Annotated in this window: 20 protein-coding genes, 1 rRNA gene and 1 other annotated feature; of the genes, 10 read left to right on the forward strand and 11 right to left on the reverse strand. The window is 51.1% G+C overall.

The genetic code is table 11. The features are described from left to right. From OGY71_RS06385 to rluD, 4 genes are all read right to left on the reverse strand, one after another. A 16S ribosomal RNA gene (locus OGY71_RS06385) occupies window positions 1–676 on the reverse strand; the annotation flags it as partial. 443 nt (window positions 677–1,119) lie between these two features. Further along, window positions 1,120–3,693, reverse strand: coding sequence for an ATP-dependent chaperone ClpB (gene clpB, locus OGY71_RS06390; protein ID WP_003826468.1), 2,574 nt, complete (start codon window positions 3,691–3,693; stop codon window positions 1,120–1,122). 129 nt (window positions 3,694–3,822) lie between these two features. Next, complete coding sequence (gene yfiH, locus OGY71_RS06395) at window positions 3,823–4,554, reverse strand: purine nucleoside phosphorylase YfiH (protein ID WP_063941895.1); 732 nt, start codon at window positions 4,552–4,554, stop codon at window positions 3,823–3,825. Then, complete coding sequence (rluD, locus tag OGY71_RS06400; protein ID WP_003826464.1) at window positions 4,551–5,531, reverse strand: 23S rRNA pseudouridine(1911/1915/1917) synthase RluD; 981 nt, start codon at window positions 5,529–5,531, stop codon at window positions 4,551–4,553. The genes yfiH and rluD overlap by 4 nt, the downstream gene beginning before the upstream one ends. Before the next feature lie 131 nt (window positions 5,532–5,662). On the opposite strand from rluD, the gene bamD reads away from it, so the two are divergent. From bamD to pheA, 4 genes are all read left to right on the forward strand, one after another. Next, the gene (gene bamD, locus OGY71_RS06405) at window positions 5,663–6,400 is read left to right on the forward strand and encodes an outer membrane protein assembly factor BamD (RefSeq protein WP_003826460.1); all 738 of its coding nucleotides are present in this window, start codon (window positions 5,663–5,665) and stop codon (window positions 6,398–6,400) included. Window positions 6,401–6,669: 269 nt separating this feature from the next. Beyond that, window positions 6,670–7,008, forward strand: a complete 339-nt coding sequence (raiA, locus tag OGY71_RS06410) for a ribosome-associated translation inhibitor RaiA (protein ID WP_003031244.1) — start codon at window positions 6,670–6,672, stop codon at window positions 7,006–7,008. A 102-nt stretch (window positions 7,009–7,110) separates the two neighbouring features. Further along, window positions 7,111–7,236 (forward strand) — a sequence feature (Phe leader region). Further along, window positions 7,112–7,159 (forward strand): pheA operon leader peptide PheL, encoded by a 48-nt coding sequence (gene pheL, locus OGY71_RS06415; protein ID WP_100250063.1) that lies wholly within the window; start codon window positions 7,112–7,114, stop codon window positions 7,157–7,159. (Overlaps the previous feature by 48 nt.) A 22-nt stretch (window positions 7,237–7,258) precedes the next feature. Beyond that, the gene (pheA, locus tag OGY71_RS06420) at window positions 7,259–8,419 is read left to right on the forward strand and encodes a bifunctional chorismate mutase/prephenate dehydratase (protein ID WP_149335750.1); all 1,161 of its coding nucleotides are present in this window, start codon (window positions 7,259–7,261) and stop codon (window positions 8,417–8,419) included. A 96-nt stretch (window positions 8,420–8,515) separates the two neighbouring features. Here the strand turns inward: pheA and tyrA are convergent, their stop codons facing one another. After that, window positions 8,516–9,637 (reverse strand): bifunctional chorismate mutase/prephenate dehydrogenase, encoded by a 1,122-nt coding sequence (gene tyrA / locus OGY71_RS06425; protein ID WP_003826456.1) that lies wholly within the window; start codon window positions 9,635–9,637, stop codon window positions 8,516–8,518. Window positions 9,638–9,647: 10 nt separating this feature from the next. Then, on the reverse strand, window positions 9,648–10,718 hold the full coding sequence (aroF, locus tag OGY71_RS06430) for a 3-deoxy-7-phosphoheptulonate synthase AroF (RefSeq protein WP_003031241.1): 1,071 nt from the start codon (window positions 10,716–10,718) through the stop codon (window positions 9,648–9,650). Between the two features lie 215 nt (window positions 10,719–10,933). Here aroF and OGY71_RS06435 point away from each other — a divergent pair, with 215 nt between their 5' ends. From OGY71_RS06435 to OGY71_RS06450, 4 genes are all read left to right on the forward strand, one after another. Further along, window positions 10,934–11,308, forward strand: coding sequence for a DUF2799 domain-containing protein (locus OGY71_RS06435; RefSeq protein ID WP_008785516.1), 375 nt, complete (start codon window positions 10,934–10,936; stop codon window positions 11,306–11,308). Window positions 11,309–11,466: 158 nt separating this feature from the next. Continuing rightward, the gene (yfiR, locus tag OGY71_RS06440) at window positions 11,467–11,985 is read left to right on the forward strand and encodes a regulatory sequestration protein YfiR (RefSeq protein WP_003826451.1); all 519 of its coding nucleotides are present in this window, start codon (window positions 11,467–11,469) and stop codon (window positions 11,983–11,985) included. Next, on the forward strand, window positions 11,978–13,204 hold the full coding sequence (gene dgcN, locus OGY71_RS06445) for a diguanylate cyclase DgcN/YfiN (RefSeq protein WP_003826449.1): 1,227 nt from the start codon (window positions 11,978–11,980) through the stop codon (window positions 13,202–13,204). The genes yfiR and dgcN overlap by 8 nt, the downstream gene beginning before the upstream one ends. Before the next feature lie 12 nt (window positions 13,205–13,216). After that, window positions 13,217–13,699 carry an OmpA family protein gene (locus tag OGY71_RS06450; protein ID WP_003826447.1) on the forward strand — a complete coding sequence of 161 codons (483 nt, stop codon included), beginning with the start codon at window positions 13,217–13,219 and terminating at the stop codon, window positions 13,697–13,699. Window positions 13,700–13,830: 131 nt separating this feature from the next. Here the strand turns inward: OGY71_RS06450 and rplS are convergent, their stop codons facing one another. From rplS to ffh, 5 genes are all read right to left on the reverse strand, one after another. Beyond that, window positions 13,831–14,178, reverse strand: coding sequence for a 50S ribosomal protein L19 (gene rplS / locus OGY71_RS06455; protein WP_002914145.1), 348 nt, complete (start codon window positions 14,176–14,178; stop codon window positions 13,831–13,833). 39 nt (window positions 14,179–14,217) lie between these two features. Further along, window positions 14,218–14,985 carry a tRNA (guanosine(37)-N1)-methyltransferase TrmD gene (gene trmD, locus OGY71_RS06460; protein WP_003826417.1) on the reverse strand — a complete coding sequence of 256 codons (768 nt, stop codon included), beginning with the start codon at window positions 14,983–14,985 and terminating at the stop codon, window positions 14,218–14,220. 44 nt (window positions 14,986–15,029) lie between these two features. Next, window positions 15,030–15,578, reverse strand: a complete 549-nt coding sequence (rimM, locus tag OGY71_RS06465; RefSeq protein WP_003031230.1) for a ribosome maturation factor RimM — start codon at window positions 15,576–15,578, stop codon at window positions 15,030–15,032. 18 nt (window positions 15,579–15,596) lie between these two features. Continuing rightward, window positions 15,597–15,845 carry a 30S ribosomal protein S16 gene (gene rpsP / locus OGY71_RS06470; protein WP_003031228.1) on the reverse strand — a complete coding sequence of 83 codons (249 nt, stop codon included), beginning with the start codon at window positions 15,843–15,845 and terminating at the stop codon, window positions 15,597–15,599. Between the two features lie 249 nt (window positions 15,846–16,094). Next, window positions 16,095–17,456: a signal recognition particle protein gene (gene ffh, locus OGY71_RS06475; protein ID WP_003031226.1), complete on the reverse strand. Its 1,362-nt coding sequence runs from the start codon at window positions 17,454–17,456 to the stop codon at window positions 16,095–16,097. Between the two features lie 165 nt (window positions 17,457–17,621). Between ffh and OGY71_RS06480 the strand changes: the two genes are divergently transcribed. Then, window positions 17,622–18,413: a cytochrome C assembly family protein gene (locus OGY71_RS06480; RefSeq protein WP_003031224.1), complete on the forward strand. Its 792-nt coding sequence runs from the start codon at window positions 17,622–17,624 to the stop codon at window positions 18,411–18,413. 18 nt (window positions 18,414–18,431) lie between these two features. Continuing rightward, entirely contained in the window at window positions 18,432–19,721 is a 1,290-nt protein-coding gene (locus OGY71_RS06485) for an HlyC/CorC family transporter (protein WP_003826409.1), read from the forward strand. Window positions 19,722–19,730 lie beyond the last annotated feature (9 nt).

Consider the following 19,730-nt stretch of genomic DNA (forward strand, 5'->3'; position numbering starts at 1 on the left):
TTCTACCCCCCTCTACAAGACTCTAGCCTGCCAGTTTCGGATGCAGTTCCCAGGTTGAGCCCGGGGATTTCACATCCGACTTGACAGACCGCCTGCGTGCGCTTTACGCCCAGTAATTCCGATTAACGCTTGCACCCTCCGTATTACCGCGGCTGCTGGCACGGAGTTAGCCGGTGCTTCTTCTGCGAGTAACGTCAATTGCTGCGGTTATTAACCACAACACCTTCCTCCTCGCTGAAAGTACTTTACAACCCGAAGGCCTTCTTCATACACGCGGCATGGCTGCATCAGGCTTGCGCCCATTGTGCAATATTCCCCACTGCTGCCTCCCGTAGGAGTCTGGACCGTGTCTCAGTTCCAGTGTGGCTGGTCATCCTCTCAGACCAGCTAGGGATCGTCGCCTAGGTGAGCCGTTACCCCACCTACTAGCTAATCCCATCTGGGCACATCCGATGGCAAGAGGCCCGAAGGTCCCCCTCTTTGGTCTTGCGACGTTATGCGGTATTAGCTACCGTTTCCAGTAGTTATCCCCCTCCATCGGGCAGTTTCCCAGACATTACTCACCCGTCCGCCACTCGTCACCCAAGGAGCAAGCTCCTCTGTGCTACCGTTCGACTTGCATGTGTTAGGCCTGCCGCCAGCGTTCAATCTGAGCCATGATCAAACTCTTCAATTTAAAAGTTTGATGCTCAATGAATTAAACTTCGTAATGAATTACGTGTTCACTCGTTGAGACTTGGTATTCATTTTTCGTCTTGCGACGTTAAGAATCCGTATCTTCGAGTGCCCACACAGATTGTCTGATAAATTGTTAAAGAGCAGTGCCGCTTCGCTTTTTCTCAGCGGCGCGGGGTGTGCATATTACGCCATCCCGCTACGAAGTCAAGCATTTAATTTCGCTTTCTTCGCCGGAGTTCTCAGTGGAACCCCGCTGACCCGGCGGCTTGTAATCCGTTGTTCCGTGTCAGTGGAGGCGCATTATAGGGAGTTATTTCAGGCTGACAAGTTAAAAATATAAAAAACCTATCAAGCGATTACTTTTCAATCAATACGTCCATTTCCGCCTGGATTTTAAACAAAAACGAGCCCCGCAGGGCCCGTTTATTGTTGTTTTGTGACTTACTGCACTGCCACTATGCGATCGTCATTCACTTCCAGACGAATCGTTTTGCCCGGAATCAGTTCACCAGACAGAATTTGCTGCGCCAGCGGGTTTTCGATCTGCTGCTGGATAGCACGTTTCAATGGACGCGCGCCATACACCGGATCGTAACCATTCGCGCTCAGCAGTTTAAGCGCCTCGTCAGAAATATGGATTTCATAGCCACGCTCTTCCAGACGTTTGTACAGACGCTGCAACTGGATCTGAGCAATAGAAGCAATATGCTGCTCACCCAGCGGGTGGAACACAACAACCTCATCTATACGGTTGATGAATTCCGGGCGGAAGTTATTGCTCACAACGCCCAGCACCATATCTTTCATATGGCCGTAATCCAGCTCACCGAAGCGTTCCTGGATCAGATCGGAACCCAGGTTTGAGGTCATAATGACAACCGTATTACGGAAGTCGACCGTTCTCCCCTGTCCGTCAGTCAGACGACCATCATCAAGCACCTGCAGCAGAATGTTGAACACATCCGGATGCGCCTTCTCCACTTCATCCAACAAGATGACAGAGTAAGGACGACGACGTACTGCTTCCGTCAGGTAACCACCTTCTTCATAACCGACATATCCCGGAGGTGCCCCGACCAAACGAGACACGGAGTGTTTCTCCATAAACTCGGACATATCGATACGCACCATTGCATCGTCACTGTCGAACATAAAGTTTGCCAGCGCTTTGCACAGTTCGGTTTTACCGACACCGGTTGGACCAAGGAACAGGAATGAACCAATCGGACGATTCGGATCGGACAAGCCCGCACGGCTACGACGGATGGCGTTAGAAACGGCTTCCACCGCTTCGTTCTGACCAATCACGCGGCTGTGCAGCTCCTGCTCCATACGCAATAGTTTTTCCCGTTCGCCTTCCAGCATGCGAGCAACTGGGATCCCGGTCCAGCGCGCCAGCACCTCAGCAATTTCTGCATCCGTGACTTTATTACGCAGCAGACGCATGGTTTTGCCTTCAGACTGGGTAGCTGCTTCCAGCTGTTTTTCCAGTTCAGGAATTTTGCCGTACTGCAGTTCAGACATCCGCGCCAGGTCGCCAACGCGGCGCGCCTGTTCGATGGCGATTTTTGCCTGCTCCAGCTCAGCCTTGATAGTTTGCGTTCCCGAGAGGGAAGCTTTTTCAGCTTTCCACTCTTCCTCTAACTCAGAATACTGGCGTTCTTTGTCGTCCAGCTCTTCGTTGAGCATATCGAGACGTTTTTTACTTGCCTCATCAGACTCTTTCATTAATGCCTGCTGTTCCAGTTTGAGCTGGATAATACGGCGGTCGAGTCTGTCAAGTTCCTCCGGCTTGGAGTCAATCTGCATACGAATGCTGGATGCCGCTTCGTCAATAAGATCGATAGCTTTATCCGGCAACTGACGATCGGCAATATAGCGGTGAGACAGCGTAGCTGCCGCAACAATCGCCGGGTCAGTAATCTGCACATGATGGTGCAGTTCATAACGTTCTTTCAGGCCACGCAAGATTGCGATGGTGTCTTCCACTGAAGGTTCAGCCACAAACACTTTCTGGAAACGACGTTCCAGCGCCGCATCTTTTTCGATGTACTGGCGATATTCATCAAGCGTTGTTGCGCCTACGCAGTGCAGCTCCCCACGGGCCAACGCAGGTTTCAGCATGTTCCCGGCGTCCATTGCGCCATCGGCTTTACCCGCCCCAACCATGGTATGCAATTCGTCGATAAACAGAATGACGTTGCCTTCCTGTTTCGAGAGATCGTTCAGCACACCTTTTAAGCGTTCTTCAAACTCACCACGATATTTGGCCCCAGCCACCAGCGCGCCCATATCCAGCGCCAGTACACGACGGCCTTTTAAGCCTTCCGGCACTTCACCATTGATGATGCGTTGGGCCAGCCCTTCAACGATGGCGGTTTTACCGACACCGGGTTCACCGATTAACACCGGGTTATTTTTAGTACGACGTTGCAGCACCTGAATGGTACGGCGAATTTCTTCATCACGGCCGATGACCGGATCGAGTTTGCCCTGTTCGGCACGTTCGGTCAGATCAACGGTATATTTTTTCAAGGCCTGACGTTGGTCTTCAGCCCCCTGGTCATTCACGCTTTCACCTCCACGCATTTGTTCAATTGCCTGAGTGATATTGGCGGTCGTCGCGCCTGCTGATTTTAATAAATCGGTCAGCGTACCGCGTGACTCAAGCGCCGCCAGAACGAACAGTTCTGACGAAATAAAGTTGTCCCCACGTTTTTGCGCCAGCTTGTCGCAAAGATTCAGTACACGCACCAGTTCCTGAGAAGGCTGCACATCGCCGCCGGTACCTTCTACCTGTGGCAAACGGCTCAACGCCTGGTCAATGGCTGTACGTAACTGGCCAGCATTAATGCCAGCAGACGTTAATAAAGGACGTACCGATCCCCCTTCCTGATTCAGCAAGGCGCTCATTAGATGAAGTGGTTCGATAAATTGATTGTCGTGCCCCAATGCGAGTGACTGGGCATCGGCAAGAGCAAGCTGGAATTTATTAGTAAGACGATCCAGACGCATAACTCCTCCCATAACAGGTCAAAATTGCTACTGGAGATTAAATGAGGTCATCCCTCAATTATTCAAGGTGAATGACCTGAATTATGTGAAAAGAAAATTACACGTACCGGATCGTCTTGATTCTTTAGGTTATATCAGCCAAATAAAACTTGCCATACGACCCGTGGTATTGTCGCGACGATAAGAGAAGAACGTCTCACTTTCGCTGAAGGTGCAACGGTCGCCACCGTAGAGATTCTCCACGCCGACATTGGCCAGGCGCTGACGGGCAAGCTGGTAGATATCCGCCAGATACTTGTCGCCGCGCGGCACAAATGCAAGGTCCGCTTGCGGATCTTTCGTCATGAACGCCTCGCGGACTTCTGGTCCAACTTCAAACGCGTTTGGACCTATCGCCGGGCCTAGCCAGGCAATAATGTTTTCAGGTTTGTCGGCAAAACACGCCACCGTCTCTTCCAGCACGCCGGCGCATAATCCGCGCCAACCCGCATGGGCAGCAGCAACTTCCGTTCCGGCACGATTGCAAAACAACACCGGCAAACAATCAGCGGTCATCACCGCACACACGGTGCCCGGCGTGTTGCTGTACGACGCATCTGCACGTTTGGAGGCGTAAGGCTCGCCGGTCAGTTTCAGGACATCCTTACCGTGGACCTGCTCCAGCCAGACCGGCTTTGACGGCAGATTGCCCGCAGCAAACAGTCGTTTGCGGTTCTCTTCAACATGCTCCGGGTTATCGCCGCAATGGGCGCCCAGATTCAGCGAATCGTAAGGCGGCATACTGACTCCGCCAATACGGGTAGAACTACACGCCGCGACACCTTGCGGTATCGGCCACTGCGGGACAATTAGCTTACTCATAGCCAGGCAATATCATCCTTGTGTTCTTCGAAATCAGCGCGCATCACTTCAATCAATTGCACCATATCTTGTGGAATCGGCGCATGCCATTCCATTTCGATACCGGAAATCGGGTGATACAAACGCAGCATGGTCGCATGCAGCGCCTGACGGTCGAACTTACGCAGTACGGAGATAAATTCGTCAGAAGCGCCTTTCGGTGGACGTGGACGGCCACCGTAGACCTGATCGCCCACCAGAGGATGAGTGATATGTGCCATGTGCACGCGGATCTGGTGCGTACGTCCGGTTTCCAGACGCAACCGCAGACGCGTGTGCACACGGAAGTGTTCCATAATGCGATAGTGCGTTACCGCCGGTTTCCCCATTGGGTGTACGGCCATGTGCGTACGCTTGGTCGGGTGACGGCTAATCGGTTCCTCAACGGTTCCGCCAGCAGTCATGTGACCAATCGCCACGGCTTCGTACTCACGGGTAATTTCGCGCAGCTGCAACGACTCCACCAAACGTGTTTGCGCCGGAACCGTTTTTGCCACCACCATTAATCCGGTCGTGTCTTTATCCAGACGGTGCACGATACCAGCACGAGGAACATCCGCGATTGGCGGGTAGTAATGCAGTAACGCATTCAATACCGTGCCATCGGGATTCCCGGCGCCCGGATGCACTACAAGGTCACGGGGTTTGTTGATGACAAGAATGTCGTCATCTTCATAAACGATATCCAGTGGGATATCCTGAGGTTCAAAACGAACCTCTTCATCAATTTCTGCGTTGATGGAGACACGCTCTCCACCCAACACTTTTTCTTTCGGTTTATCGCAAAGTTGGTCATTTACCAGTACGCGCTGGTCGAGGATCCATTCTTTTATGCGCGATCGCGAATAATCAGGGAACAATTCGGCCAAAGCCTGATCTAAGCGTTGACCGAGCTGATTTTCGGAGACTGTTGCGGTGAGTTCTACTCGTTGTGCCATAAACTGCTTCTTCGTTTAACGTTGGGTTTTACGGCTTTGCCGTTTAATATAGTGTGCTATTGTAGCTGGTCTTAACCGGGAGCAGGAACAGAGAATCTCCCGTATTACATTTTGAGGAAAGTCAAAACGTCATGACGCGCATGAAATATCTGGTGGCAGCAGCCACGTTGAGCCTGTTTTTGGCGGGTTGCTCTGGTTCAAAGGAAGAGGTGCCCGATAATCCGCCAAATGAAATCTACGCGACTGCTCAGCAAAAGCTGCAGGACGGTAACTGGAAACAGGCAATAACGCAATTGGAAGCGTTGGATAACCGTTATCCATTTGGACCGTATTCTCAGCAGGTGCAATTAGATCTCATCTATGCCTACTACAAAAACGCCGATCTGCCACTTGCTCAGGCTGCTATCGATCGTTTTATCCGTCTTAACCCGACACACCCTAACATTGATTATGTCATGTATATGCGTGGCCTGACCAATATGGCGTTGGATGATAGCGCACTGCAAGGATTCTTTGGTGTTGATCGCAGCGATCGCGATCCACAACATGCCCGAGCTGCGTTTAATGACTTTTCCAAACTGGTGCGTGGGTATCCGAATAGCCAGTACACCACTGACGCTACCAAACGTCTGGTGTTCCTGAAAGACCGGCTGGCGAAGTATGAATACTCCGTTGCGGAATACTACACTGCCCGCGGCGCATGGGTTGCCGTGGTAAACCGTGTGGAAGGCATGCTGCGCGACTACCCGGATACCCAGGCAACACGTAATGCCCTGCCGTTGATGGAAAACGCTTATCGCCAGATGCAGATGAATGCGCAGGCTGAAAAAGTCGCGAAAATCATTGCCGCCAACAGCAGCAATACCTGATTTGCCTCAGAATGCAAAACGGCAGCCCAAGGGCTGCCGTTTTTTTATCCGTTAACGCCATAACTGAAGCGGTTTAGCTCCAACGCATCCCATCAAATATGGCCTGCTTTCAGGTATTCCTCAAGTAAAAAATCGCCTGTTCCTGCGGTGCCTCACAAAAAGGTTTTCTTGACAAAAAGCGACAAAATAATGTGATTTAGATCACACATTTTGACATTGGGAACGGTATGCTGGAATCACCAAGACGGGAAAGACAAGAGGTAAAATTTATGACAATGAACATTACCAGTAAACAAATGGAAATTACTCCGGCAATTCGCCAGCATGTCGCAGACCGTCTCGCCAAACTAGAAAAATGGCAAACTCATCTGATTAATCCACATATCATTCTGTCTAAGGAGCCACAGGGTTTCATTGCTGATGCCACCATCAATACACCGAACGGACATCTGGTCGCCAGCGCAAAACACGAGGATATGTACACCGCAATTAACGATTTGATCAACAAGCTGGAACGGCAGCTCAATAAAGTGCAGCACAAAGGCGAAGCCCGTCGTGCAACAACTTCAGTCAAAGACGCCAACTTCGTCGAAGCAGAAGAAGAGTAGTCCCTTACATTGAGTGTATCGCCAACGCGCCTTCGGGCGCGTTTTTTGTTGACAGGGTGAAAACAGTACGGGTACTTTACTGACGTAGCCAAAGGAAAATTACATGAAACTTGTCCCGTTCTTCTTCGCATTCTTTTTTACCTTCCCCTGAATGGGAGGCGTTTCGTCGTGTGATAAAGAATGCGAAGACGAACAATAAGGCCTCCCACAACGGGGGGCCTTTTTTATTGATAACAAGAAAGGCAACACTATGACATCAGAAAACCCATTGCTGGCGCTGCGCGATAAGATCAGCACGCTGGATGAAAAATTACTGGCCCTGCTGGCTGAGCGACGTGGACTGGCCGTAGAAGTTGGTAAAGCCAAACTGCTTTCGCATCGTCCGGTTCGTGATATCGACCGTGAACGTGACCTTTTGGACCGACTCATTCAGCTTGGCAAAGCACATCATCTTGATGCTCACTACATTACTCGCCTGTTCCAGCTCATCATCGAAGACTCCGTCCTGACTCAACAGGCACTGCTCCAGCAGCACCTGAACAAAATTAACCCACACTCCGCGCGCGTGGCCTTCCTTGGGCCAAAAGGGTCATATTCTCACCTCGCAGCACGTCAGTACGCTGCCCGCCATTTTGAACAATTTATTGAAAGCGGCTGCGCAAAATTTGCCGATATCTTTAATCAGGTCGAAACCGGACAGGCTGACTATGCTGTAGTTCCGATTGAAAACACCAGCTCCGGTGGGATTAACGACGTTTACGACCTGCTGCAGCACACCAGCCTGGCTATCGTTGGCGAGATGACCATTACAATAGACCACTGTGTACTGGTGTCTGGCACAACGGATCTTGAGACCATTGAAACGGTATATAGTCATCCGCAGCCGTTCCAGCAGTGCAGCAAGTTTCTGAATCGCTACCCGCACTGGAAGATTGAGTACACCGAAAGCACCTCTGCGGCGATGGAAAAAGTTGCGCAGGCTAACTCACCGCGCGTGGCGGCCCTGGGGAGCGAAGCCGGAGGCGTACTGTATGGATTGCAGGTTCTCGAACATATTGAGGCTAACCAGTCGCAAAACATCACCCGTTTCGTGGTGCTGGCACGTAAAGCAATCAATGTATCCGACCAGGTTCCGGCAAAAACCACGCTGCTGATGGCAACAGGACAACAGGCCGGTGCGCTGGTTGAGGCGCTGCTGGTACTGCGTAACCATAATCTGATTATGACTAAACTGGAGTCACGCCCGATTCACGGCAATCCGTGGGAAGAGATGTTTTATCTTGATATCCAGGCCAACCTGGAATCGCCCCAGATGCAAAAAGCATTGAAAGAGCTGGGTGAGATTACGCGTTCGATGAAAGTACTGGGATGCTATCCAAGTGAGAACGTGGTGCCAGTCGATCCGAGTTAACGTTTGACAATGCCGGATGGCGCTACGCTTATCCGGCCTACGATTCATACGATTTTTGAAGGCCGGATAAGGCGAAGCCGCCATCCGGCATCTTAATTAAGGACGGCTGTCATTCGCCTGACGTAACAAAGTACGGCTTTCACTCTGGAAGCGTTTCGCATAATCGCCAAACCAGTGCTCCACCTTACGGAAGCTGTCGATAAACGCTTGCTTATCGCCCTGCTCCAGCAAACCGATCGCCTCGCCAAAACGTTGGTAGTAGCGTTTAATCAGCGCAAGGTTGCTCTCAGACGACATAATAATATCGGCATAGAGCTGCGGATCCTGGGCAAACAGACGGCCAACCATTGCCAGTTCAAGGCGGTAAATCGGCGAAGAGAGCGCCAGCAGCTGCTCCAGTTGAACGTTCTCTTCCGCTAAATGCAGACCGTAAGCAAAGGTCGCAAAGTGACGCAGTGCCTGAATAAACGCCATGTTCTGGTCATGTTCAACGGCGCTGATCCGATGCAGTCGCGCACCCCATACCTGAATCTGTTCCAGAAACCACTGATAAGCTTCCGGCTGACGTCCGTCACACCAAACTACGACCTGCTTGGCCAGACTGCCGCTGTCCGGACCAAACATTGGGTGTAACCCCACCACCGGGCCATCATGTGCAGCCAGCATCGCCTGCAAAGGACCATTTTTCACTGAAGCCAGATCCACCAGGATGCAGTCAGACGGCAGACGCGGTAGTTTGGCGATCACCTGCTCGGTGACGTGGATCGGCACGCTGACGATCACCATGCCGGCATCAGAGACGATCTCCGGCGCGCGATCCCAGTCCTGCTGTTCCAGGATCCGCACCTGGTAACCTGACAGGGTGAGCATTTTTTCGAACAGACGCCCCATCTGACCGCCGCCGCCGACAATCACCACCGGCCGCAGAGAAGGACAAAGCGTTTTAAACCCTTTGTCGTTCTCACTGGAGTAGGACTCACGCATAACGCGGCGTAGCACATCTTCAATCAGGTCCGGCGGCACGCCAAGGGCTTCCGCTTCCGCACGACGAGAGGCCAGCATAGAGGCTTCCCGTTCCGGTACGTAGATCGGCAGCCCAAAGCGGCTTTTTACTTCACCAACTTCGGCAACCAGCTCCAGGCGGCGTGCCAGTAAATCCAGCAACGCCTTGTCGACTTCATCAATTTGATCGCGTAATGCGGTCAATTCAGCAACCATAACCAACCTCTTATGCTACACGCGCCGACAGCTGGCCGTTTAAATCCTGGCTAATTTCACGCAGCAGCGCATCCGTCATTTCCCAACTGATGCAGGCATCGGTTACGGACACGCCGTATTTCATTTCGCTGCGCGGCTGTTCAGAAGACTGGTTGCCTTCGTGAATATTACTTTCAATCATCAAGCCAATGATCGAGCGATTGCCATCTTTGATTTGTGCAATCACGGATTCAGCCACGGCAGGCTGACGGCGGTAATCTTTATTGGAATTACCATGACTGCAATCTACCATCAGAGAAGGTCTTAGTCCCGCCTGCTCCATCTCTTTTTCGCACTGGGCGACATCTGCCGGGCTGTAGTTCGGCGCTTTACCCCCGCGCAAGATCACGTGACCGTCCGGATTCCCCTGTGTTTGCAGCAGTGCAACCTGCCCGGCCTGATTAATACCGACAAAGCGGTGCGACTGCGCAGCCGCACGCATGGCGTTAATGGCGGTCGCCAGGCTACCGTCGGTACCATTCTTAAAGCCAACCGGCATCGAAAGACCGGAAGCCATTTCACGGTGAGTCTGCGATTCCGTAGTACGGGCACCGATTGCGGACCAGCTAAACAGATCGCCCAGGTATTGCGGGCTATTTGGATCCAGCGCTTCAGTTGCCAGCGGCAGTCCCATATTTACCAGTTCAAGCAGCAGCTGACGCGCAATTTTCAGACCAGCTTCAACATCAAAAGAGCCATCCATATGAGGATCGTTAATTAACCCTTTCCAGCCGACAGTGGTACGGGGTTTTTCAAAATAGACGCGCATCACCAGGTAGAGGCTATCGCTGACCTCTGCGGCAAGGGCTTTAAATCTACGAGCATACTCAATCGCCATTTCAGGATCGTGAATGGAGCATGGGCCACATACCACCAGCAGGCGAGGATCGCGACCTGAGATAATATCTGAGATGGTTTTACGCGACTGGGCGATTTGCGCCTCTTGCTCCTGGCTCAGCGGAAATTCAGCTTTCAGCTGCTCCGGAGTCATCAGAACCTGTTCGTCGGTAATATGTACGTTGTTCAGCGCGTCTTTTTGCATGATGGTGATCCTGTTTAGCTCGTTTGCGATAGTTGATCCTCAGCGAGGAGGAAATAACGATATCACAACAGGTAAAGATTTCAATCCACAATCCGTAAATTTTAATTTACATAGTGTTATTTTAAGGCAAAAACAGCCCTTATGAATGTACATTTAAATTTACACCACCGAGTTTTCAGATCCACTATGCTTAAAAAAACGAAGGAGCACAGGCAATGAAGCAACTCATCAGCATCTTGTTTCTATTACTTCTTAGCGGATGTCAGATAGACCCCTACACCCATGCCCCTACCTGGACTGGTACCGACTGGTACGACGCCGGGATACAAGATGCCATTTCGGGTTATGCCGTTAAAGATAATGAAACGCTTGCCGACAACTACAATGACCCCGACGTCGATCGTACGGAATACCTTAAGGGTTACGCCGAGGGGCAACGTAAAACCTGCCAGCAGGATTTTGTTTATGCCAGAGGCCTGACCGGGAAAACTTTTCCGCCCAGTTGCGATACTGTCGAAAATGTTGACCAGTTACACAGCGCCTGGCAGCAAGGGGCAAACGAGGGCGCTGCCTCGATAAGGTTAAATTAAACAATGGTTTATATTTTATAAACCATTAAGATTTAACTTAAATCACCAATAGCATTATTCCAGGAATAATGACGGCTTAGGAAAATAATGTTATTTTGTTGCAAACAATCTTGAATGTATTTCGACGTTTTACAGCAAACGCTGGTAGGTAACTATTCATGAGCTATTCTTACCGACTCATACTTCTACTGGCACTGCTCCTGACCGGATTACCGCTGTATGCCCAAAGCGTTACGGAAGAAGCAAAATCGGTACGCGCTATGGTTTCCGGCATCGTCAGTTATACACGCTGGCCTGCACTTTCCGGGCCCCCAAAACTGTGTATTTTCTCTTCATCGCGTTTTTCCAGTGTCCTGAAAGATACCAGTGCAGGCGCATTACCCTATCTTCCCGTCATCATCCGTACGGAACAAGAAATATTAGTTTCGCAGTGTGACGGTTTTTATTTTGGAAAAGAATCCCCTACTTATCAGGTGGAATTAAAGAATAAATATCCGACTAAGGCATTGTTATTAATTGCTGAACAGAACCCCGAATGCGTTATTGGCAGCGCCTTTTGCCTCATAATTAAAGACGAAGATGTGAGATTTTCCGTAAATATGGATTCCCTTTCACGCAGCGGCGTAAGGGTCAGTCCAGACGTATTGATGCTTGCACGGAATAATAAGCATGGATAAGGGCCATTCTCCCATAGCACGCCCGACGTTTAAGCGAACATTACGGCGTATCAGCATAATCAGCGTTCTGGTAACCATGATGCTGATCTGGCTGCTGCTCAGCATTTCTTCCGTGCTGGCATTAAGACAGTATGCGCAAAAGAATCTGGATCTGACTGCCGCTACCATGACCCGTACGCTCGAAGCGGCATTAGTCTTTTCTGATAGTGTTGCAGCAACTGAAACGCTGGCGGCACTGGGTCAGCAGGGGCAATTTTCCGTTGCAGAAGTTCGTAATAAAAACCAGAAGGTGATCGCCACCTGGCGCTATAACGCGCAGGATACCACTGAAAAGATCAGCGGGATGATCAGCCACTGGCTGTTCCCACAACCGGTCACTCAGCCGATTTTGCACAATGGCAACGTCATCGGCGAAGTACGATTGACTGCGCGCGATAGCGTTATCAGTCATTTCATCTATTTGTCGCTGGCCGTCCTTACCGGGTGCATTCTGTTGGCATCCGGAATTGCATTAATGCTCACTCGCTATTTACACAATGGCGTTGTGGATGCACTGCAAAACATTACCGAGGTGGTACATGATGTTCGTACCAACCGTAACTTTTCACGGCGCGTATCAGAGGAACGCATTGAAGAGTTTCATCTCTTTGCCCTGGACTTTAATAGTCTGCTGGACGAGATGGAGGAGTGGCAACTTAAACTGCAGGCAAAAAACGCTCAGCTTTTGCGTACTGCACTACATGATCCTCTGACGGGTCTGGCAAATCGCGCCGCATTTCGCAGCAGCATAAATGCCCTAATGAATGATGATGCCGCCCACAGCAGCTCGGCATTGTTATTCCTTGATGGCGACAATTTTAAATTTATTAATGATACCTGGGGCCACGCAGCGGGGGATCGGGTCCTGATTGAAGTCGCAAAAAGGTTATCCGAGTTTGGGGGGAGTCGCCATTACCCATACAGACTTGGCGGCGATGAGTTCGCCATGGTGCTGTATAGCGTTCATTCTGAATATGAGGTTCAGCGGATCTGCGCGGCACTGTCACAAGAGTTTAACCGACCTTTTGACCTGCATAATGGTCATCTGGCAAGCATGACGCTCAGCATTGGGTTTGCGCTGACGTGGGAACATGCCTCTGCCGAAAAATTACAAGAACTTGCCGATCAAAATATGTATCAGGCTAAACATTTGCGTTCTGAACGCATTATTAAAAAATAAGGAATTACACACATGCTAAAACGTTTATTATCCCCGTTTCTTCTGCTTTTACTGATTCTGGCTGGCTGTCAGGCACCTCAGGGAAAATTTACCCCAGAGCAAATTGCAGCCATGAAATCATACGGATTTACTGAAGCATCAGGAGACTGGTCTCTCGGCCTGTCTGATACCATCCTGTTTGACAAAAATGACTATAAACTCCGTCCTGAAAGTGAAAAACAGATCAAGGAAATGGCATCCAAACTAGCAGCTACCGGGCTGAATCATGCTCGCCTGGATGGTCATACTGATAACTACGGCGAAGACAGCTACAACGAAGCTCTGTCACTCAAACGCGCTAATGTCGTTGCCGATGCCTGGGCGCAGGGCGCTAATATTCCCCGCACCAATCTGACTACTCAGGGACTCGGGAAGAAATATCCCATTGCGAGCAACCAGACATCAAAAGGTCGCGCTGAAAACCGCCGCGTGGCGGTCGTGATCACGACACCATAATCATCCCCCAACTGGCTGCGCGCCGCGCAGTCCTTCTATTGCCATAAAGCACAAAAGAGTAAACGTCGGGATAAAAAAAGGGCCAGCCTTTCGGCCAGCCCTTTTCTAACAGGATGTCGCTTGCGCGAATCTTAGTTAAGACGCTCTTTGATACGAGCAGACTTACCAGTGCGCTCACGCAGGTAGTACAGTTTAGCTTTACGAACAGCACCACGACGTTTAACAGCAATGCTGTCAACTACCGGAGAGTGAGTCTGGAAGACACGCTCAACGCCTTCGCCGTTGGAAATTTTACGAACAGTGAATGCAGAGTGCAGACCGCGGTTACGAATAGCGATAACCACGCCCTCGAATGCCTGCAGACGTTTTTTGGAACCTTCAACAACCCATACTTTCACTTCCACGGTATCACCCGGACGGAAGGAAGGTACGTCCTGCTTCATCTGTTCTTGTTCAAGTTGCTTAATAATGTTGCTCATAATTTAATCTCTTATCCTGGGTAAACTGATATTGGGGGCTTACGCCTGCCCATCATGTTTATGTTGCTGTTGTGCGTGTTCCGTTTTGAACTCCGCCAGCAACCTTGCTTGCTCTTCAGTCAGAGCCAGGTTTTCCAGAAGTTCAGGTCTTCTAAGCCAGGTCCGGCCCAGCGACTGCTTCAAACGCCAGCGACGTATCTCAGCGTGGTTCCCCGACAGTAACACTGCCGGTACTTCCATCTGCTCTAACACTTCAGGTCGGGTATAGTGCGGGCAATCCAGCAACCCATCAGCAAACGAATCTTCGATTGCCGAAGCTTCATGACCCAGAACTCCCGGAATAAACCGAGAAACGGAGTCGATCAGCGTCATTGCCGGTAACTCACCACCGCTGAGTACGTAATCGCCGATTGACCATTCTTCGTCAATTTCGGTTTGAATCACGCGCTCATCTATTCCTTCATAGCGACCACATACCAGAATCAGCTTTTGATTCGTGGCCAGTTCGCTAACGCCCGCTTGATCAAGCTTGCGTCCCTGAGGTGACAGATAAATCACCTTTGCGCCTTCACCAGCCGCAGCTTTTGCTGCATGAATGGCGTCCCGTAAAGGTTGCACCATCATTAACATCCCCGGTCCGCCGCCGTAAGGACGATCGTCCACGGTACGGTGCCGGTCATGAGTAAAGTCACGAGGACTCCAGCTCTGGATGTTCAGCAGGCCATTTTTTACTGCCCGGCCAGTTACCCCGTAATCGGTAATTGCGCGGAACATTTCTGGAAACAGGCTAACGATACCTATAAACACAAGCCAATCCCCATAACGCCGACTTTTACCGTTTATCCGGTGGTTTAAAAACCAGGATCCCAATCTACTTCGATAGTACGAGTAGCGAGATCGACTTTCTTGATAACCTGCCCATCGAGGAACGGCACTAGACGTTCCTTGATACCAAACGCATCTTTCAGGTTTGCCTTGATGACGATGACGTCATTCGAACCGGTTTCCATCATATCGACGACTTTACCGAGATCGTAGCCTTCAGTAGTCACTACCTGGCAGCCCATAAGGTCTTTCCAGTAGTAGGAACCATCTTCCAGCGCTGGCAACTGCGAGGAATCCACGACAATTTCGCAATTAGTCAGTAGATTCGCCGAATCACGATCGTCAACGCCTTTCAGCTTGATGATCAGATCCTGATTGTGGTGCTTCCAGCTTTCCAGCTGTACTTGCTGCCACTGACCCGCCTTCTGGATAAACCAGGGCTGATAGTCAAAAATGCTTTCGGCGTCTTCAGTGGAAGAAAACACTCTGAGCCAACCACGGATACCGTAAGAAGACCCCATTTTCCCCAAAACGATGGGTTCCACAGGAGCCTGTGCGGCGAGTTGCTTGCTCATCATGACCACCGTGACAGATTAAGCTGCTTTGTTTGCTGCTTTGATCAGCGTAGCTACGCGATCAGAAATAGTCGCGCCCTGGCCAACCCAGTGAGCGATGCGATCCAGATCCAGGCGAGTGCCTTCTTCTTTTTCGCTAGCGATTGGGTTAAAGAAGCCAACGCGCTCGATGAAGCGACCGTTGCGTGCATTACGGCTGTCGGTAACAACAACCTGGTAGAACGGACGCTTTTTAGCGCCGTGACGAGCTAAACGAATAGTAACCATAACATCCTCTTGTGTGAATAAAACACCCAGGCCCCATCGAGGAACGGAGCCCGGGTGTCATATTAAAAGCCCGAAAATTTTACTGATTTCTGGGGAAAATGCAATCAGCAGTTGATAACTCTGCTATAAAAGGCCGTTGGCGGTGCCGTCAGTTCGGTGCCGGCGTGCGCGCAGCCACCGGAGCGTACACGCAGTACGTGAGGATGGCGAGCACACCCCGGTGCCGAAATGGCAAACAAGCCAGGCCGATTAGCGGCCTGGGAATCCAGGCGGCATCATCCCCTTCATACCACGCATCATCTTCGCCATTCCGCCCTTCTTCATTTTCTTCATCATGCGCTGCATGTCGTCGAACTGTTTCAGAAGGCGGTTTACGTCCTGAACCTGCATACCGCAACCGGCAGCGATACGGCGTTTACGGGAACCTTTGATAATTTCCGGCTTAGCGCGTTCTTTCATCGTCATCGAGTTGATGATGGCTTCCATACGCACCAGCACTTTATCGTCCATCTGCGATTTCACATTGTCAGGGATCTGACCCATGCCCGGCAGCTTGCCCATCAGGCTTGCCATACCGCCCATGTTTTTCATCTGGTTGAGCTGTTCAAGGAAATCGTTGAGATCGAAGCCATCGCCTTTTTTCAGCTTGCTGGCTAATTTTTCTGCCTGCGCGCGGTCAACCTTGCTTTCGATATCTTCGATCAGCGACAGCACGTCGCCCATGCCGAGAATGCGCGAAGCAATCCTGTCCGGATGGAACGGCTCCAGTGCTTCGGTTTTCTCGCCGACGCCGAGGAATTTAATCGGCTTACCGGTAATATGACGAATAGAGAGCGCCGCACCACCACGGGCATCACCATCAACTTTTGTCAGCACTACGCCGGTTAGCGGCAGCGCTTCGTTAAAGGCTTTTGCGGTATTCGCGGCATCCTGACCGGTCATGGCGTCGACCACAAACAGCGTTTCTACCGGTTTGATAGAAGCGTGGACCTGTTTGATTTCGTCCATCATCGCTTCGTCAACGTGCAGACGACCAGCGGTATCCACCAGCAGCACGTCGTAGAATTTGAGTTTGGCTTCTTTCAGCGCGGCGTTAACGATATCGACCGGCTTCTGGCCGACATCCGACGGGAAAAAGTCCACACCGACCTGCTCGGCCAGCGTTTCCAGCTGTTTAATCGCCGCCGGGCGATAAACGTCCGCAGAGACCACCAGCACTTTCTTCTTATGCTTCTCGCGCAGGAATTTACCCAGCTTACCGACGCTGGTCGTTTTACCCGCACCCTGCAGGCCCGCCATCAGCACCACGGCTGGCGGCTGTGCAGCCAGATTCAGGGTCTGGTTTTCTTCGCCCATTGCCGCAACCAGTTCGTTACGGACAATCTTGACGAACTCCTGACCCGGCGTCAGGCTTTTGTTAACTTCATGACCAACCGCTTTCTCTTTTACGCGATTGATAAACTCACGCACTACCGGCAGCGCTACGTCAGCCTCCAGCAGCGCCATGCGCACTTCGCGCAGCGTCTCTTTAACGTTGTCTTCAGTAAGGCGTCCACGGCCACTGATATTGCGCAGCGTGCGCGACAAACGATCGGTTAAATTATCAAACATTGTCTCTCGCCTGGGGTGGAAACGGTCGGTCGCGACAGCGACACATCAACAGAAATTTGTCGCAGTATAACATGAAGCCGCCTTTGTTGTTATGCAACGGTTGGAGCAGCGGTCACGTAACGCTATACTGCTTTTCTTTATCACTGGCCAACTGTCGACACCTATATGCCCGTTTTTGCTCTGCTCGCCCTTGTCGCCTACTCAGTCAGCCTCGCGCTGATTATTCCCGCACTGCTGCAAAAAAACAGCGGCTGGCGGCGTATGGCTATTCTTTCTGCGGTCGTTGCGCTGGTAAGCCATGCTATTGCCCTGGAAGCGCGTATCCTACCCGGCGGTGAAAGCGGACAAAACCTGAGTCTGTTGAACGTCGGCTCGCTGGTAAGCCTGATGATCTGTACGGTAATGACCATCGTCGCGTCCCGCAATCGTGGCTGGTTATTGCTGCCTATTGTCTACGCCTTTGCGCTGATAAACCTGGCCTTCGCTACGTTTATGCCTAACGAGTTCATCACTCATCTCGAAGCTACGCCGGGCATGATGATTCACATCGGGCTATCGCTGTTCGCTTACGCCACGCTGATTATCGCCGCACTCTATGCGCTACAGCTTGCGTGGATTGACTACCAGCTGAAAAACAAGAAACTGGCCTTCAGCAATGAGATGCCGCCACTGATGAGTATTGAGCGGAAAATGTTTCATATCACCCAAATTGGCGTGGTTCTGCTGACGCTCACCCTGTGCACTGGCCTGTTTTACATGCATAACCTGTTCAGTACCGAGAACATTGATAAAGCCGTTCTCTCTATCGTGGCATGGTTTGTCTATATCGTTCTGTTGTGGGGGCATTACCATGAAGGTTGGCGCGGACGTCGCGTCGTATGGTTTAACGTCGCAGGCGCAGGCATTCTGACGCTGGCCTATTTCGGCAGTCGCATCCTGCAGCAGTTCGTGAGTTAAATCTTTAAGGAATCCTACGTGGAACACATCTCCACCACCACGCTCATTGTCACGCTCCTCATCATGGTGGTCATTTCCGCCTATTTTTCCGGTTCTGAAACCGGAATGATGACCCTGAATCGCTATCGTCTACGTCATCGGGCCAAGCAGGGAAATCGACAGGCGAAACGCGTTGAAAAGTTACTTCGCAAGCCGGATCGCCTGATAAGCCTGGTGCTCATCGGTAATAATCTGGTGAATATTCTGGCCTCCGCGCTCGGCACCATTGTCGGTATGCGCCTGTATGGCGATGCAGGCGTCGCTATTGCCACCGGGGTACTGACGTTTGTGGTGCTGGTTTTTGCCGAAGTGCTGCCAAAGACGATTGCCGCGCTATATCCGGAAAAAGTCGCCTATCCGAGCAGCGTCCTGCTGGCTCCGCTGCAGATTCTGATGATGCCGTTAGTATGGCTACTCAACACCATCACGCGGCTGCTGATGCGCATGATGGGCATCAAAACGGATATCGTAGTGAGCGGTTCGCTGAGTAAAGATGAACTGCGAACGCTGGTGAATGAATCGCGCTCGCAAATCTCACGCCGTAACCAGGATATGCTGCTGTCAGTGCTGGATCTGGAAAAAGTCAGCGTCGATGACATCATGATCCCGCGTAATGAAATCATCGGCATTGATATTAACGATGACTGGAAATCAATCGTGCGTCAGCTTTCGCACTCTCCGCACGGTCGTATTGTGCTGTATCGCGACTCGCTCGACGATGCCATCAGTATGCTGCGCGTACGTGAAGCCTGGCGATTGATGGCCGAGAAAAAAGAGTTCACCAAAGAGACCATGTTACGCGCCGCCGACGAAATTTATTACGTTCCGGAAGGCACACCACTCAGCACCCAGCTCATTAAATTTCAGCGCAATAAGAAGAAAGTGGGCCTGGTCGTTAATGAATATGGCGATATTCAAGGACTGGTTACGGTCGAGGATATTCTGGAAGAGATTGTTGGTGACTTCACGACCTCAATGTCACCGACGCTTGCCGAAGAAGTCACACCGCAGAATGACGGTTCGGTGATCATTGACGGTAGCGCCAACGTTCGTGAAATCAATAAGGCGTTTAACTGGCATCTGCCGGAAGATGACGCACGTACTGTGAACGGTATTATTCTTGAAGCGCTGGAAGAGATCCCGATTGCTGGCACACGTGTGCGTATTGGGCAGTACGATATCGATATTCTCGACGTGCAGGATAATATGATTAAACAGGTGCAGGTGTTGCCCGTCAAACCGCTGCGGGAAAGCGTATCGGACCAGTGAGAGTAATCC

Origin of the sequence: Citrobacter sp. Cpo109, from assembly GCF_030332565.1 — a bacterium.
Classification (GTDB): Bacteria; Pseudomonadota; Gammaproteobacteria; order Enterobacterales; family Enterobacteriaceae; genus Citrobacter; species Citrobacter portucalensis.

What these genes read in the sequence shown, in the direction of transcription:
- yfiR (WP_003826451.1), top strand. Translation starts at nt 11,467, where the DNA reads ATGAGCTATTCTTACCGACTCATACTTCTACTGGCACTGCTCCTGACC.
- clpB (WP_003826468.1), bottom strand. Translation starts at nt 3,693, where the DNA reads ATGCGTCTGGATCGTCTTACTAATAAATTCCAGCTTGCTCTTGCCGAT.
- rluD (WP_003826464.1), bottom strand. Translation starts at nt 5,531, where the DNA reads ATGGCACAACGAGTAGAACTCACCGCAACAGTCTCCGAAAATCAGCTC.
- ffh (WP_003031226.1), bottom strand. Translation starts at nt 17,456, where the DNA reads ATGTTTGATAATTTAACCGATCGTTTGTCGCGCACGCTGCGCAATATC.
- tyrA (WP_003826456.1), bottom strand. Translation starts at nt 9,637, where the DNA reads ATGGTTGCTGAATTGACCGCATTACGCGATCAAATTGATGAAGTCGAC.
- OGY71_RS06480 (WP_003031224.1), top strand. Translation starts at nt 17,622, where the DNA reads ATGCCCGTTTTTGCTCTGCTCGCCCTTGTCGCCTACTCAGTCAGCCTC.
- rpsP (WP_003031228.1), bottom strand. Translation starts at nt 15,845, where the DNA reads ATGGTTACTATTCGTTTAGCTCGTCACGGCGCTAAAAAGCGTCCGTTC.
- rimM (WP_003031230.1), bottom strand. Translation starts at nt 15,578, where the DNA reads ATGAGCAAGCAACTCGCCGCACAGGCTCCTGTGGAACCCATCGTTTTG.
- pheA (WP_149335750.1), top strand. Translation starts at nt 7,259, where the DNA reads ATGACATCAGAAAACCCATTGCTGGCGCTGCGCGATAAGATCAGCACG.
- yfiH (WP_063941895.1), bottom strand. Translation starts at nt 4,554, where the DNA reads ATGAGTAAGCTAATTGTCCCGCAGTGGCCGATACCGCAAGGTGTCGCG.
- OGY71_RS06450 (WP_003826447.1), top strand. Translation starts at nt 13,217, where the DNA reads ATGCTAAAACGTTTATTATCCCCGTTTCTTCTGCTTTTACTGATTCTG.
- rplS (WP_002914145.1), bottom strand. Translation starts at nt 14,178, where the DNA reads ATGAGCAACATTATTAAGCAACTTGAACAAGAACAGATGAAGCAGGAC.
- aroF (WP_003031241.1), bottom strand. Translation starts at nt 10,718, where the DNA reads ATGCAAAAAGACGCGCTGAACAACGTACATATTACCGACGAACAGGTT.
- raiA (WP_003031244.1), top strand. Translation starts at nt 6,670, where the DNA reads ATGACAATGAACATTACCAGTAAACAAATGGAAATTACTCCGGCAATT.
- dgcN (WP_003826449.1), top strand. Translation starts at nt 11,978, where the DNA reads ATGGATAAGGGCCATTCTCCCATAGCACGCCCGACGTTTAAGCGAACA.
- OGY71_RS06435 (WP_008785516.1), top strand. Translation starts at nt 10,934, where the DNA reads ATGAAGCAACTCATCAGCATCTTGTTTCTATTACTTCTTAGCGGATGT.
- bamD (WP_003826460.1), top strand. Translation starts at nt 5,663, where the DNA reads ATGACGCGCATGAAATATCTGGTGGCAGCAGCCACGTTGAGCCTGTTT.